This is a genomic window from Anabaena sp. CS-542/02 (genome assembly GCF_028331085.1).
GTDB classification, from domain to species: domain Bacteria; phylum Cyanobacteriota; class Cyanobacteriia; order Cyanobacteriales; family Nostocaceae; genus Anabaenopsis; species Anabaenopsis arnoldii.
Genome location: NZ_JAQMTM010000085.1, coordinates 1 through 15,777, shown reverse-complemented (window position 1 = coordinate 15,777; position 15,777 = coordinate 1). Strand labels below are relative to the sequence as shown.

The window sequence follows — 15,777 nt, the reverse complement described above, 5'->3', positions numbered from 1 at the left end:
GAATTAAGGTATCTCTAACAAAGAGGGAGAATACTAATATCTAGTTTTTACCTAGCCTCTTTTGCATCTTGAATCATCCTACCGAAAATTTGGGGTGAGAGCGTCCTAGTTTTATGGCGAGTTGAGCAAAGATTTTTGTTGACACTCCCCCCTGAGTTTGTTACTTGATTGATTTACAATCATAAGTATTACTAAAATCAACGTAAAATCACTGACTAAGTTGATGGTATGATTTAATCAATCAGAACCAGGACAACAGCAGGTAAAGGGTGAGGGACTAAGTGGCCAAGAAACAAACTAAATCTAAAGCTGGTAGCACTAACTTGGGCTTTGAAGAGAAATTATGGCAAGCTGCGGATAAATTGCGGGGTCACTTAGATGCTGCTGAGTATAAACACGTTGTCTTGGGTTTGATTTTCCTTAAGTACATCTCTGATGCTTTTAATGAACTCTACGATAAATTAGCACAGGATGAATACGCCGACCCGGAAGATCGGGACGAATACAAGGCGGAAAATGTATTTTATGTTCCCATACCTGCACGATGGTTACATTTCCAGGGTAACGCTAAAAACCCACTAATTGGGGAATTAATTGATCAAGGGATGGAAGCCATAGAAAAGGAAAATCCCTCTCTCAAAGGTGTATTACCCAAAGAATATGGTAAACCCTCCCTAGATAAACGATTACTGGGGGAATTAATAGATTTAATTAGCACCATTGGTTTAGGCGATGCGGAAAGTCGCTCTCAGGATATTTTAGGGAGAGTTTACGAGTATTTCTTAGGACAGTTTGCTAGTGCGGAAAAGAAAAATGGCGGACAGTTCTACACCCCGCGATGTGTGGTGCAGTTATTAGTAGAAATGCTCGAACCCTATAAAGGACGAGTTTATGATCCTTGTTGTGGTTCCGGGGGAATGTTTGTTCAATCTGAGAAGTTTGTCGAGTCTCACGGGGGTAAAGTTGGGGATATTTCTATTTATGGCCAAGAATCTAACCCCACTACCTGGAAGCTGTGCAAAATGAATTTAGCTATCCGGGGGATTGAGGGGAATATTGGCTCAGAAAATGCTGATACTTTCCGCAATGATTTACATAAGAATTTAAGAGCAGATTATATTCTAGCAAATCCTCCTTTTAATATGAGTGATTGGGGAGGGGAAAATTTACAAGAAGATGGACGCTGGATTTATGGTACTCCCTCGGTTGGTAATGCTAACTATGCTTGGATTCAACATATTATTAGTCATTTAGCGCCTGATGGTTGTGCGGGGTTTGTATTAGCTAATGGATCGATGAGTTCTCATCAATCTGGGGAAGGGGAGATCAGAGAGGCTTTAATTGCAGCTGATTTAATTGATTGTATGGTGGCACTGCCGGGGCAATTATTTTATAATACTCAAATTCCCGCTTGTTTATGGTTTTTAAGTCGCAAGAAATCCGGGGGTAAGTTCCGCAATCGCACAGGGGAGACTTTATTTATTGATGCGCGGAAGTTGGGGGTTTTAATTGACCGGGTACATCGAGATTTAACAGAACAAGAAATCCAACGCATTGCCCAAACCTATCATAATTGGCGCTGGATCGGTAAAGAAGAATATGTAGATATTCCTGGTTTTTGTAAAAGTGCGAGTTTTGAGGAAATTAAGGAACATGGTTATGTGTTAACACCGGGGCGCTATGTAGGCGCTGAGGAAGTGGAAGATGATGATGAACCGTTTGCAGACAAAATGTTACGTTTAACCGCCAAATTAGATCAACAATTTGCCGAAAGTGGGAAGTTAGAGGCGATAATTCGGGAGAATCTCCGGGGGTTAGGATATACAAGTATATGATGAGGTTTTTGTACAATTACCCACCTCTGAAAATTATCCCAGGGGTACTTACACAAAGTATGAGAAGATTATCATCAATATGACCGAAATTACAGCTAACTATGATGAAACCTGGAAAGAAGTAATAGGAGATTATTTTGATTCCTTTCTCGCCTTCTTTTATCCAGAAATAAATCAAGAAATAGATTGGACTAAAACCCCCGTTTCTCTTGATAAAGAATTAGAGCAGATTAGCGCATCTGCGGACAGTAAAACCCGCCATGCTGATAAATTATTTCAGGTGTGGTTGTTAGATAATCAAGAAGTTTGGGTATTAATTCATGTAGAAGTACAAAGTCAATATGATAAAGAATTTTCCCAACGAATGTTTATCTACAACTATCGGGCTTTTGATTTATATCAAAAACCAGTGATTAGTTTAGCTATACTCGGAGATGAAACGAAAAATTGGCAACCTAATTCTTACCGATATGGTTTAGGGAGTAGTCAACTAATCTTTAATTTTTCTAGTGTTAAGCTGCTGAATTATCAATGGGAGGAGTTAGAGCGAAGTAATAATATTTTTGCTATAGTGGTAATGGCACATTTAAAGACTAAAGCCACTAATAGCAATCTGTCAGCTAGGGAACAGTGGAAATGGAAGTTAGCTAGATTACTCTATGAAAGAGGTTATAACCGTAAAGAGATTGTGGATTTGTATAAGGTCATTGATTTAATGATGGCTTTATCTGGAGATTTGCAATTAAGTTTTGAGGAAAAATTAACTAATTATCAGGAGAACCTAAAAATGCCATTGTTAACCAACATTGAACAACGCGCTATAGAAAAAACCACCAAGAAAACTCTGAAACAAAATATTTCTGATTTACTGATGAGCCGTTTTGGTAATTTACCCGAAGATGTAATAGAAGATATTGGCAAAATTCAGGATATAAATATTTTGAAACAACTTCTCATATCAACAATTAATGTTAGTTCTTTAGAAGAATTTGCACTAATTGTTAACTCTCATTTACCAGCAGCAGATTAATAGATGTAGGTTGGGTTAAGCGACAGCGCAACCCAACACTTGATAATATAGTTTACATAAGCTCATTGATTTAATGATGGCTTTATCTGGAGATTTGCAATTAAGTTTTGAGGAAAAATTAACTAATTATCAGGAGAACCTAAAAATGCCATTGTTAACCAACATTGAACAACGGACTATAGAAAAAACTCTGAAACAAAATATTATCAAACTGCTACAAGTGCAGTTTGGTGACATTCCAGAGAATCTGGTTGCAAGCGTTAATAAAATTGATGATACATCTTTTTTAGAAGAAGTATTTGTATCAACAATTAGGGTTAATTCTTTAGAATAATTTGCACAGCTTGTTAACTCTCATTTACCGACTAGTGAACATTTGGAAGCTGACTTAGAAGTGGTAAATGTGCAATTTGAGAAGTAGTGATGAGCTAAATTATGGCAGGGTTTAATAAATTGCTATATTTGGAGAGGGAGATTAAAAAGAATTTATGGGGAGTGGGGTATGGGTATTAAACCTGTGGACTGGAAAATTTATACTATAGATGATTTAAAAGCAAATAGTAATAATGCTATTGCCATAGGTCCTTTCGGTTCTCGGATGAAAAGTGACTGCTACGTTGCAAGCGGTGTTCCAGTCATCAGAGGAAATAATATTTCTAATACCAAAAGTTTTACAGGTGATTTTGTATTTATTACTGAACAAAAAGCAAACGAATTATATTCATCTAATGTCGTAGAAAATGACCTCGTGTTTCCCCATAGAGGCGCAATTGGTGAAGTAGGAATAGTACCTCAAAATGAGGCGAAAAGATTCGTCATTTCTAGCAGTTTAATGAAACTCACCTGTAATCAGTCTTTCGTTACACCACTTTTTTTATTTTACTTTTTCAGAACTCCACAAGGAAAATATGAACTGCTAAAAAATGTTTCAACGGTAGGAACTCCAGGGATTGCTACTCCATTAACTTCATTAAAGTCTATTACTGTTCCCCTTCCCCCCCTACCAGAACAAAAAGCGATCGCACACATTCTGGGTACACTAGATGATAAAATCGAACTGAACAAACAGATGAACGAAACCCTAGAAGCCATAGCTAGGGCAATTTTTAAGTCATGGTTTGTGAACTTTGACCCAGTACGCGCCAAGATGGAAGGGAAACAACCCCCAGGTATGGACGCAGTAACGGCGGATTTATTCCCTGATGAGTTTGAAGAGTCTTCTTTGGGTTTAATTCCCAAGGGGTGGAGGGTTGGGACAATTGAAACTGAATGTAAATTAATTATGGGACAATCACCCAAATCTGAATTTTACAATACAACTGGTGATGGATTACCATTTCATCAAGGAGTTACTAATTTTGGAGTACGTTTTCCTACCCACAAAATTTTCTGTAGTCTTTCTCAAAGAATCGCAAATTTAGGAGATATCCTTTTTAGTGTTCGCGCTCCTGTTGGTCGAATAAATATTGCTAATGAAAATCTTATTATAGGTCGTGGTCTTGCAGCAATTAGGCATAATCAAGACTTTCAATCTTTTCTTTTATATCATTTGACTCATACATTTAAAGAAGAAGATTGTATAGGTACTGGTACAATATTTGCATCTGTTACCAGAAAAGAGTTACAGGAAATAAAGTTAATTGCTCCTACAGATTTAATTGTTAAAGTATTTGATGCACAGATTAAAAGTATAGATAATATAATTGCTAAAAATGAACAACAATCTCATACACTCGCCACTATCCGAGACAGCCTATTACCCAAATTGATGTCAGGAGAAGTCCGGGTTAAAGAAGCAGAAAAAATAATTAATAACAATATCCAATGAGAGTGTACCTTGATACCTGCGGTTACAATCGCCCATTTGATGAGCAAACACAAGCAGTATTGATGATCTTACAAAAGGTAGAACATGAAAATCCAAACCCCTAAAGACCAAAAACTACTGCAAGAAGTATGAATGATATTAACTAATCATTTAAAACCGAGTGAATTACTAAGATTTATAGTTGAAATTTTCAATGCTTCCCCAAAAATTAAAAACTGCTACTCATAGAAGAGGATTATATGAAAAAATTTACTGAATCTACCGTTGAACAAGCCACCATTGACTGGTTATCAGAACTTGGTTACACCTACTTAAACGGTGCGGAAATCGCCCCTGGCGCAACCCAGAGCGATCGCCCAGAATATGATGATGTTATCCTGATTAACCGCTTACAAAATGCCTTACAAACCATAAACCCCCATATTCCCTTTGACGCTATCCAAGACGCAATCAAAAAAATCACCCGGTGCGAAACACCAATACTTAATGAAAATAACCGCCGGTTTCATCGATATCTCACAGATGGGGTAGATGTTGAATATCAACAAGGGGGACGGACTCAACACAAAAAAGTTAAAATCATTGATTTTGAACAAACTAATCAGAATGATTGGTTAGTAGTTAATCAATTTCGGGTTCAAGAAACAGGTAAAACGGCGCGTACCCCCGATGTGGTAATTTTTATCAACGGTTTACCCATCGCCGTGATGGAACTCAAAAACCCGACCGATGAAAACGCTACTTTAAGAGGTGCATTTAACCAACTGCAAACCTATAAACATGATATCCCCTGTTTATTTCCCTATAACGAAATTCTCGTAATTTCCGATGGTACTTACGCTAAAGTGGGAACATTAACCGCAAATTGGGAGCGGTTTATGCCTTGGCGTTCCATAGATGGGGAAAATATTGTCACAAAACAAGAAGCAGAATTAGAAACTATTATTAAAGGTATTTTTAATCATACTACTATATTAGATATTATCCAATACTTTATTGTTTTTGAAGTCAACGAAGATAAGATTATTAAAAAAATGGCTGGGTATCACCAATACCACGCCGTAAATAAAGCCATTACTGCAACTATCGCCGCTACTCGCCCAGATGGAGATAGAAAAGTGGGGGTAGTTTGGCATACCCAAGGGAGCGGTAAAAGTCTCACCATGGCTTTTTATAGTGGGAAGTTGATTCAACAACCAGAAATGGAAAATCCCACCTTAGTTATTTTAACTGATAGAAATGATTTAGATGACCAATTATTTACTACTTTCTCATCCTGTATTGATTTATTCCGCCAAACACCCAAACAAGCAGCAAATAGAGAAAGTTTAACAGAACTATTAAAAGTAGCAGCGGGGGGAATTATATTTACTACTATCCAAAAGTTTGCCCCAGAAACAGGTAATGAGTACCCGGAACTTTCCCCCCGGCGCAATATTGTTTTAATTGCTGATGAGGCCCATAGGAGCCAATACGGATTAAAAGCTAAAGTAGTGGTTAAATCTGCCAAAAAGGACTCTAATCAAGTCTCCTATCTCGTACCTAAAGGAAAATCTCAACTGAAAGTTGCTGATTCTTCTAGCACTTACAATACTCAAGGGAAAAGACAAATACAGGAAATCAACTCAGAAGCTGCTGATATTAAATACGGTTATGCCAAATATTTAAGAGATGCTATACCTAACGCGGCTTTTGTAGGTTTTACGGGTACACCCATTGCCCAAACTGATAAAAATACCACTGCTTTATTTGGTAATTATATAGATATTTACGACATTCAACGGGCTGTGGAAGATGAGGCCACAGTCAAAATTTATTATGAGGGACGATTAGCAAAATTAAATTTAGAACCTTCAGAACTCCCTAAAATTGACTCGGATTTTGAGGAAGTTACAGAAGATGAAGAACTCATCACTAAAGAAAAACTCAAAAGTAAATGGGCGAGATTAGAGGCTTTAGTGGGTGCTGAAAAACGTATTAATCAAATTGCTCAAGATATCATCACACATTTTGAGAATCGCACCGCAGCACCAGAACTCAGGGAGGGTAAGGGGATGATTGTTTGTATGAGTCGCCGTATTTGTGTAGACTTGTACAACGCTATGATTCAACTAAAACCAGAATGGCACAGTGAAGATGATCGCCAAGGGGTGTTAAAGGTTATTATGACTGGTTCTGCTGCAGATGACCAGAAAATGCAGCCCCACATCCGCAGTAAAAAAGCCCGCAAAGACTTAGCCAAACGCTTCAAAAAAGCCGATGATGCTTTTAAATTAGTAATTGTCCGGGATATGTGGTTAACTGGTTTTGATGCACCTTGTTTACATACTCTCTATGTGGATAAACCCATGCAGGGACACAATTTAATGCAGGCTATAGCCAGGGTAAATCGTGTCTTTGAAGATAAACCAGGGGGGTTAGTGGTTGATTACCTGGGTATTGCAGAACAACTCAAAGACGCGCTCAGGGATTACACTGAAAGGGATAGAGGCGAAACAGCAATCGATACCAGTATCGCCTTAGCTGTGATGCAGGAAAAATGGGCAACTGTCAAAGCCATGTATGAGGGTTTTGATTACCAGAAGTTCTTTACAGGTAAACCCACAGAACGAGTATCGATGATTCCCGCCGCCCTGAATCATATTCTGGGATTGGAAGAGGGTAAACAAGGTTACATTAAGGCTGTGAGTGAGTTATCTAAGGCCTTTGCCTTGGTGAGCAGTACGGATGAGGCGATCGCAATTCGGGATGAGGTGGGATTTTTTCAAGCTATCAAAGCAGCTATGATTAAGTATACCACAGTTAAAGGGAAAAGTCCAGAAGATATAGATGCGGCGGTGCGTCAAATTGTCTCCAAAGCGATCGCCAGTGACCAAGTAATAGATATTTTTACATCGACTGGATTAAATCAGGTAAATATCAGCATTTTCTCTGATGAATTTCTCGAAGAAGTGCGGGGTTTACCCCACAAAAACCTGGCGGTAGAAACTTTACAAAAGTTAATTAATGAGCAAATTAAAATCAGTTCTCGTAAAAATCTGATTAAATCTCGTTCTTTCCGAGAAATGTTAGAAAATACCATCAAAAAATATCAAAATCGTGCCATTGAAACCGCCCAAGTCATCCATGAACTGATTTTACTAGCAAAAGCCATGAAGGATGCACAAAAACAGGGTCAAGACTTGGGATTAACTGAGGATGAAATAGCTTTTTATGATGCGTTGGAAGTCAATGACAGTGCGGTGATGATTTTAGGAGATCATACCCTCAAAGCGATCGCCCGGGATTTAGTTAAAGCCATTCGTGCTAATTTAACCATTGATTGGACAGTTAAGGAAAATGTGCAGGCTAATTTACGAGTAAAGATTAAAAGATTACTCAAAAAGTATGGCTATCCACCAGACAAACAAGCAAAAGCCACCGCCACAGTGTTAGAACAAGCCGAGTTACTTTATCAATCTTAGGGTATAATTGGCTCAAAAATGCGAACAATAGCCGAAATTAACGAAAAAATCAGCCGCCAAAGTGCAGTAGTATTGACTGTAGAAGAACTAAAAGCACGAGTTGCTGAAGTTGGTATCACTCAAGTAGCCAAAGAAGTTGATGTCATTACCACCGGTACATTTGAGCCGATGGAGTCCAGTGGTGCGATTATTAACCTGGGACAAACTGACCCCCCGATAAAAATTCGCCGCTGTTGGATAGATGGCGTACCAGCCTACGCAGGGTTTGGGGCGGTAGATTTATACTTGGGTGCTAGTTGTCCCGTAGATACCATGGATGGGGAAGAAGTCCGAGAACATGGTGGTGGTCATGTGATGGAAAATTTGATCGCTGGGAAACCTGTACAGATCAGAGCCTTGGGACAAGTAACAGATTGTTACCCCAGGGCGAGCTTTGAAACTACCATTACCCGTGACACCATCAATCAGTTCTATTTATTTAATCCGCGCAATCTTTACCAAAACTTTATTGTTGGCGTTAATGGGGGCGATCGCCCACTATTTACTTATCTAGGTCCTTTACAACCGAGTTTAGGAAATGCGGTTTACTCTAACCCCGGTGCAATTTCTCCCTTACTCAACGACCCAGATTTACAACTAGTTGGCATTGGTACGAGGATATTCTTAGGTGGTGGTATTGGCTATGTTGCATGGGAAGGAACTCAACACTTCCCCTTACAAAAACGCCTACCCAATCATACACCCATTGGACCGGCGGCCACTGTAGCCTTAATCGGCGATGCTAAACAAATGAATCCCCATTGGGTGCGGGGTTGTTACTTTAAAAGCTATGGTCCTTCATTAATGTTGGGTGTAGGTGTTCCCCTCCCGGTATTAAATGAAGAGGTAGTTAAATATTGTGCCGTCCAGGATAAAGACTTAGTAGCGCCCATCGTGGATTTTTCCATTCCTCGGCGAGTTCGTCCTACCTTTGGACTGGTGAGTTACGCTCAACTCAAGTCAGGGCGGATCACCATTGACGGTAAAAATGTCAGGGTTGCTCCCCTAGCTAGTATATTATTTTCCAGGGCGATCGCCACGGAATTAAAACAATGGATTTGTGCGGGTAATTTTACCCTCACAGAACCAGTGGCTCAAATTCCCATGGATAGATCATTTTTACCCCAAGATCGCTGGACAGATTTTTAGCATGGGGAAGGGGGAAGTGTTCATCTTCCCCCTTCTCCCCGTCTTTACGACTCGTGATACTTATGAGTAAGAGTTTCTAAGGAGGGGATATCAGCGAATTGCCAAATTTACTTGACATGAAAACCCTAGAATATCACTCCTGAACTGGTTTCGCCCGTTTAATGGGCTTAGGAGCGGGCGCTTTCGGTATCGGTTTAGATACCGCCAATGGTTCGCCGGCTGTTTTCTTGATTGGTTTTGGGGTTTCCCCATTACGTCTAGGGGGAAATGGCTTTCTCGCACCACCACGAGCACGGGGACTAGCTTTAAAGGGCGGTTTGCGTTTTTTGGGTAGATCCGCGATCGCCTTAGCTTTTTCTACTACCAATACGTCACCTTCCCGCTTGGCTTGAAAGTCCCAGAACTTGCTCACAGCTTTGGTGGTCAACACACCCCGCAGTTTCAACTTAAAATATTTGGGTTTATCACCAGTTTTCCGGGGAGCTTGCTTAATTTTGACCACTAAACTTTTAGCGTCAAAAGACTGGTAAACTACCTCACCACGCACGGAAAAAGTACCATCAGCTATTTCGGAGGAAGATAGCACTTCACTTGTAGATTCTTCTTGGTTTTTGGGTAGCTCATCATCGGTTTTGTGTAAATCTTGGATGACGGAATCTTGCTTGTCCTGTTCTGTGGGCTGTTTAGCCAAATTTTCTGGATCCCAAACCCCCACAATTTGCAGGTGTAATGTGTCGTTTTCTTGGCGGGTGCGTGGGTAAACTACCCACAAATGATCTTTCTCTAAATCTAGGTGATTTTTGACTAAGCTCATAATCCGTCCCAGGAGAACAGCGTTGAGTTGCACACCATCTGTGGTGGTGAGGGTACCTTGAGTAAATTGTTCGCTGCTAGCAAGGTAACGACCCCGGACTAACCCGATGGCTCGGTATTGCATTGTTTCACTGGGTGGTGGGATTGGTTGCACCCGATGAAACTCAGTTTCATTTGAGCTGGTGTCACTAGGCTGAAAGTGGGAATTTTCCAGGTCAGAGTCCTGGACTGCTACTGTATGACCATTAGCAGCTTGATGGTTGGTAGAAATGTTAGAAGATTCAGGTGAGGGCATCAGGTGGGAATTCATAAAAACTCCTTGCGGCGGAGACACATCCCAATTATGGGATTTAACGAAGGCAACTAAAAACAGGGTTTGTGCGGTTAATGAAAATATATTAGCTGTTCACAAACCTACACCAGGGCGAGCCATACAATGGGAAGGAAGCTACATTAATGTATTAACACAAATGTAACTGGGAGCCTTTACACTGGTTTGGGAAGCATATCATAAGTAAATTTCTGACGGATCCTCCTAAAGTCATCACTTTCTTTAGCAATGTGAATAGTTAATTGTTATAAAATTCACAGGCCATTGGCGGTATTCCGCAAGCTTTTGGAAATTTTTCGCCTTGTGATTTATGTAAATGATCATGTCGTTTGAATCTTGGAGTAAAACTAAACCGTGTCTCAACCGCGCAATACTTGGAAAATTAAGATTGTTTTAGCCTTGGGAACTATTTCTTTTCTAGGTGCTTCCCTAATTCCGATTATTGGATCCTTCAAAAATCCCGCGCCCTCAACTGAAAATACCCCTGTCAGCACAGCCTCATCTGAGCAATTATCACAGTTGCAAGACCAAGCAAAAAGTTATGAGTTGGTTTTACAACGGGAGCCAGAAAATCAAACTGCGCTCAATGGTTTATTGCAGGTGAGGCTACAACTTCTGGCTTTAAATCAAGGTGATATTAAAGCAGTCATTGAACCTCTAGAAAAACTCACTCAACTTAATCCAGAACGGTCTCAATATGGGGTGCTATTAGCCCAAGCCAAGGAGCAAATAGGCGACCAGGAAGGATCAGCCCAAGCTTACCGCTCAGTTTTAACCACTAACCCCGGTGAGTTGAACGCTTTACGGGGTTTGGTGGCTCTGTTGCTCAAACAGCAACGTCCTGATGAGGCTGTGAGTTTGCTCGAAGATACTCTTTCTGGGAAGACAACCCAAACGGGAAGTTTGGATAGGGCGGCTGTACAGGTGCTATTAGGTACTGTTCACGTTTCCCAGAAACGCTATGGGGAAGCTACCTCTATCTATGATCAAGCAATTAACAATGATCCTCAAGATTTTCGTCCCGTTTTAGCAAAAGCATTGCTCCTCAGAGAACAGGGTAAAGTAGATGAAGCTCAACCTTTATTTGATAACGCCCTGGCTTTAGCACCTGCTCAGTACAAAGATCAAGTTAATAGGGCTATGGCTCCCCCCACTTCTGCGCCTACTCCATCGCCCACAAAACCTGGAGAGTAACTATATTTACAGTCCATTTATAGCAGCCAGGATGCCAAAAATCAGAAATAGACATCCGCCAGTAAAAGTGAGTTGACGTTCCGAAATACGCCCGGCAATCAGTTTACCTCCAATCACGGCGATCGCAGTACAAATTATATGCCCTAACACTGCACCCGCAGCTACTCCCACAGGGTTATATCTGGCTGCTAGGGCAATTGTGGCTATTTGGGTGCGATCGCCCCATTCTGCTATAAATGTCAGGGTGAAGGCTTCTATGAAAATTGCTAAGGGGGTTTTTGACTTTCTTTGTAAATCTGCTTTATATACTGCCTCTTTGGCCTCATTGATTACTTCTATCTCCGAGCCTGACTCAGGCATTTTACTAGCTTCATAGAGCAGTTTGATCCCAAATCCTAGAAATAATAGTATTTCCGCATACTTCAGGTAAATTTCTGGTAAGAAAGATACAAACCTGCCGAATATTACAGACAAAATTGTCATGGCGGCTAGTGCGCCGCCTACACCGATTAATACCAGCTTACGCGAGTATTTCATCGCTAAAATTACGCCTATAAAAAATGTTTTATCCCCTAACTCGGAAACTGTAATTAGTAACAAACCTGCTGTAAATGCTGTTAACACTCTATTTAACTCCTGAAGGATTTTTTACCTGTGTGGAGCTTCAATGAGAGTGGCAAAACTTCACTGAGAGCTACACACAATTTTTTGTGTAAACTCAGTGAAGGTCTCGCTGCCAAATCAAATATTTATCATATTATCATTTGTCATCTGAACCAGGTTCATCACCAGTATGTTGACTCAGATGTTTAAAATAAAGTCACTTTATTTTAAAGCTACTCCCCTTCTGTATGGACTTAATTATACACCTATTCATGTTATGAGTCAAGCAATATTTATTCTTGCTTAACTCCAGTTTTTCAGAGTCAATAGCTACTATTTAGCACTGCTAACTGGTTCTGGCATAGCTGAAGAGTGATGTTCTGCTATGAGCCATTGATTGCCGACTTTATTATAGACAAAGGTGTATCTGGCTGGAACTTCCTGAGTCTGACCATTAGTGGTAAGTCTAAAGGTATATATTCCTGAATCAATAGCTACACCACAATACAGGCGAATACTGCGGTAATTAATTGTGCCTACGGGCTTGTTTTGTAAGAAAGTTACAAAATAGTCGTGAATTTCTTTATGATTTCGTCGCACTTTGTTAGAAACTGTAGGCAACAAAATAGCATTTCTGGCATAGTTGAGAGTGACTTTATTTGGGTCACCTGTCTGTAAAGACCGGTTCCATCGGTCAAACAGTTGGGCAATTTGTGGTCTAGTTACCTCGGGACATTGAGTTTGGGCTTGTACAGGAGCCGTTGGTAGAACCGTTGTACTAGCAAGTGCTACAGTAAAAATTGATGCTAGTGCAGAGCGAAAAAATTTTTTTAGCATAAATTTTGTTTGGATCTTGACGGGACGGTGAACCGTGAATACTTCCTCTTGTGACAAGGAGCGGTTTAAGAGTGAATATGATAGCGGTGTATGCTTCCCATTAGTTTGAGGTGATCAGCGTGAATATTACCAGATAAACGGGAATTCTAGAATAATAAACTATTAATAGTAAAATAACTAATTATTTCTTAATAATACTACAATTTAGTATTCACACTCCCCGGTTTGCTGAACCGGGGAAGCTTAACCTCAAAAGGTCTTTTACCAGGTTTTGTCAAACTAGTAATGAGGTTTCGAGTGCGAAAACTTGCTAATATTTGCGCTCCTTTGGCTCAAACATATTAATCACTACTGGGCGATATTGAATATCAATACCCGATGGAGAATAATAAGCCATGGTGTGTTGCAGAAAGTTGACATCATCCCGCTGGGGATAGTCTTCGCGGAAATGTGCACCGCGACTTTCTTGGCGATTTATAGCTGAGGCTAAAATTGTTTTTCCTACTACTATTAAACTTTTTAGTTCTAAGGCTTCTACTAGTTCTGTATTCCAGCAAGTACCCCGATCATCTAAATAAATCTCAGAATACTGCTGTTGCAATTGTGTTATTTTATCCCAACCGTCACCCATTAATTCGGCGGTGCGAAACACACCACAATGCTCAGTCATGCAATCCTGGAAAGCCTGACGCACTTGGTTAATTCGATATTTTCCCGGTTGTTCTATTAAGGTTTGTATTTCTGCGTGAGCTTGTTGAATATAACTTTGCTCATCTACAGTCGGTAACCGCCGTTTCTGGACATATTCAGCGATCGCCGCCCCAGTACGCTTACCATAAACTACACATTCTAGCAGCGAGTTACTACCCAGACGGTTAGCACCATGGACAGATACACAAGCCGTTTCACCAGCAGCAAAAAATCCTTCTACTAAATGATCACCACTGCTGCGGACTTGACCATCTGTATTCACAGGGATACCACCCATACAATAGTGATTAGTGGGACGAATGGGTATAGGTTGAGTTACAGCATCCACACCTACTAAACGGTGTGCTTCTTCCCAACAGAAGGGGACACGACTCATAATTTTTTCTTTACCCATGTGTCGCAGGTCAAGATAAATAAACGGACCACCCGCACTACCATCAGGATGAATACCACGACCGGCGCGAATTTCATAGGCGATCGCCCGTGAGGTAATATCACGGGGGGCTAGTTCCATGCGACTAGGTGCGTAATTTTTCATAAAGCGATCGCCATCACTATTAATCAAATAAGCCCCTTCCCCCCGCACAGCTTCAGAAATCAGTACCCCTACCGGATACAAACCAGTGGGATGAAATTGCACAAATTCCATATCTTCCAAAGGTAACCCCGCCAAAGCAGTCATAGCCAAACCGTCACCCGTAGAAGCATAATCATTAGAAGTGGTATTATAAACGCGACCATAACCACCAGTCGCAAACATTACCGCCTTAGCTCGTAATACTTCTATATGTCCATCGAGCAAGTGAAACATCACCACACCCTTAACCTCACCTGATTCTAAAATCAGGCGCATCACATACCACTCTTGATAAACTTGCACACCATAACGCCGCAAATTGTTCACCAACTCATGGAGAATCGCGTGACCAGTTTTATCTGCAGCGTAACAAGTGCGATTATGGGAATGTCCCCCAAAAGCCCGTTGAGCAATCCTACCATCAGGTAACCGCGAGAACAAAACACCCATGTGTTCCAAGTCAATCACCACATCTGGCGCTTCTTGGGCGAGAATTGCTACCGCGTCTTGGTCTGCTAAATAGTCAGACCCCTTGACAGTATCAAAAGCGTGTGCTTCCCAACTATCTCCTGAATCAACATTTTTGAGTGAAGCCGCCATTCCCCCTTGAGCTGCTACCGAGTGGGAACGTATCGGGTGAGTTTTAGCCACCAGAGCCACATTTAAACTAGGGTCAGTACGGGCAATTTCCACCGCAGCACGACATCCGGCTAATCCGCCACCGACTATAATCACATCATGTTCGAGCATAATTAACCCTTTGTGCAATCACCTGTTGTTCTATGTTAGTAGAGCAATTCATTTCCCTATTTCACTCAGCAAAAGTGAGGTGAGTAGTAGCCTAGTTGACAATTAAATAGACAAACCTATACACTTATCTACAAACCTATAAGTGTATTTATGTTTAAACCTCATGAGTTTGCAAAGAAAATTGGGATGTCAGTCAAGACATTACACAGTGTTGAGGTCGAGCAATGCTTTTATCCATTAAAACAAAGTTGAAACTGAGTAAAGCCCAAGAAATAATAATGAATAAACACGCAGGTATTGCCAGGTTTACTTATAACTGGGGTTTAGCGACTTGGAATAATCTTTATAAAGATGGATTAAAGCCCAACAAATATATTCTGAAAAAATTCTTTAATAATCATGTTAAACCTGAGTTTGAGTGGATTAAAGAAAAGGGTATTTGTCAGAAAATAACTCAATATGCTTTTGACCATCTAGGCGATTCTTTTTCTAGATTATTTAGCGGTAAAGGTGGATATCCTAAGTTTAAAAAGAAAGGACATCGCGACGCGTTTACCATTGATGCTGGAGGTAAGCCGATTCCAGTAGGTGGCAAATCAATAAAGCTACCGACGAT

The 15,777-nt window shown here is 40.5% G+C and carries 12 protein-coding genes; 8 read left to right on the top strand and 4 right to left on the bottom strand.

The window, feature by feature from the left end; genetic code table 11:
- The first annotated feature begins 281 nt into the window (after positions 1-281).
- From PN447_RS09625 to PN447_RS09600, 6 genes are all read left to right on the top strand, one after another.
- On the top strand, positions 282-1,835 hold the full coding sequence (locus tag PN447_RS09625; protein WP_271762669.1) for a class I SAM-dependent DNA methyltransferase: 1,554 nt from the start codon (positions 282-284) through the stop codon (positions 1,833-1,835).
- Positions 1,836-1,914: 79 nt separating this feature from the next.
- Positions 1,915-2,865 carry an Rpn family recombination-promoting nuclease/putative transposase gene (locus PN447_RS09620; protein WP_271762668.1) on the top strand — a complete coding sequence of 317 codons (951 nt, stop codon included), beginning with the start codon at positions 1,915-1,917 and terminating at the stop codon, positions 2,863-2,865.
- A gap of 73 nt (positions 2,866-2,938) precedes the next feature.
- Positions 2,939-3,199: a hypothetical protein gene (locus PN447_RS09615; protein ID WP_271762667.1), complete on the top strand. Its 261-nt coding sequence runs from the start codon at positions 2,939-2,941 to the stop codon at positions 3,197-3,199.
- Between the two features lie 168 nt (positions 3,200-3,367).
- Positions 3,368-4,693 carry a restriction endonuclease subunit S gene (locus tag PN447_RS09610; protein WP_271762665.1) on the top strand — a complete coding sequence of 442 codons (1,326 nt, stop codon included), beginning with the start codon at positions 3,368-3,370 and terminating at the stop codon, positions 4,691-4,693.
- A gap of 239 nt (positions 4,694-4,932) precedes the next feature.
- Positions 4,933-8,157: a type I restriction endonuclease subunit R gene (locus PN447_RS09605; protein ID WP_271762664.1), complete on the top strand. Its 3,225-nt coding sequence runs from the start codon at positions 4,933-4,935 to the stop codon at positions 8,155-8,157.
- An 18-nt stretch (positions 8,158-8,175) separates the two neighbouring features.
- Positions 8,176-9,345, top strand: coding sequence for a homocysteine biosynthesis protein (locus tag PN447_RS09600; protein ID WP_271762662.1), 1,170 nt, complete (start codon positions 8,176-8,178; stop codon positions 9,343-9,345).
- Positions 9,346-9,478: 133 nt separating this feature from the next.
- On the opposite strand, the gene PN447_RS09595 is transcribed toward PN447_RS09600, so the two are convergent.
- On the bottom strand, positions 9,479-10,468 hold the full coding sequence (locus PN447_RS09595) for a hypothetical protein (RefSeq protein WP_271762660.1): 990 nt from the start codon (positions 10,466-10,468) through the stop codon (positions 9,479-9,481).
- Positions 10,469-10,843: 375 nt separating this feature from the next.
- Between PN447_RS09595 and PN447_RS09590 the strand changes: the two genes are divergently transcribed.
- On the top strand, positions 10,844-11,683 hold the full coding sequence (locus PN447_RS09590; protein WP_271762659.1) for a tetratricopeptide repeat protein: 840 nt from the start codon (positions 10,844-10,846) through the stop codon (positions 11,681-11,683).
- A gap of 6 nt (positions 11,684-11,689) precedes the next feature.
- Here PN447_RS09590 and PN447_RS09585 read toward each other — a convergent pair whose 3' ends face one another.
- The 3 genes from PN447_RS09585 to PN447_RS09575 all read right to left on the bottom strand — a co-directional run bounded on the left by PN447_RS09585 (position 11,690) and on the right by PN447_RS09575 (position 15,161).
- Positions 11,690-12,307 carry a TMEM165/GDT1 family protein gene (locus PN447_RS09585; protein ID WP_271762657.1) on the bottom strand — a complete coding sequence of 206 codons (618 nt, stop codon included), beginning with the start codon at positions 12,305-12,307 and terminating at the stop codon, positions 11,690-11,692.
- 312 nt (positions 12,308-12,619) lie between these two features.
- A complete protein-coding gene (locus PN447_RS09580) occupies positions 12,620-13,123 on the bottom strand; it encodes an SgcJ/EcaC family oxidoreductase (RefSeq protein WP_271762656.1) in 504 nt (167 codons plus the stop codon).
- A gap of 310 nt (positions 13,124-13,433) precedes the next feature.
- On the bottom strand, positions 13,434-15,161 hold the full coding sequence (locus tag PN447_RS09575) for a succinate dehydrogenase/fumarate reductase flavoprotein subunit (RefSeq protein ID WP_271762655.1): 1,728 nt from the start codon (positions 15,159-15,161) through the stop codon (positions 13,434-13,436).
- A 224-nt stretch (positions 15,162-15,385) separates the two neighbouring features.
- Between PN447_RS09575 and PN447_RS09570 the strand changes: the two genes are divergently transcribed.
- The coding region (locus PN447_RS09570) for a helix-turn-helix domain-containing protein (protein ID WP_271762653.1) at positions 15,386-15,777 on the top strand (392 nt) is incomplete at its 3' end.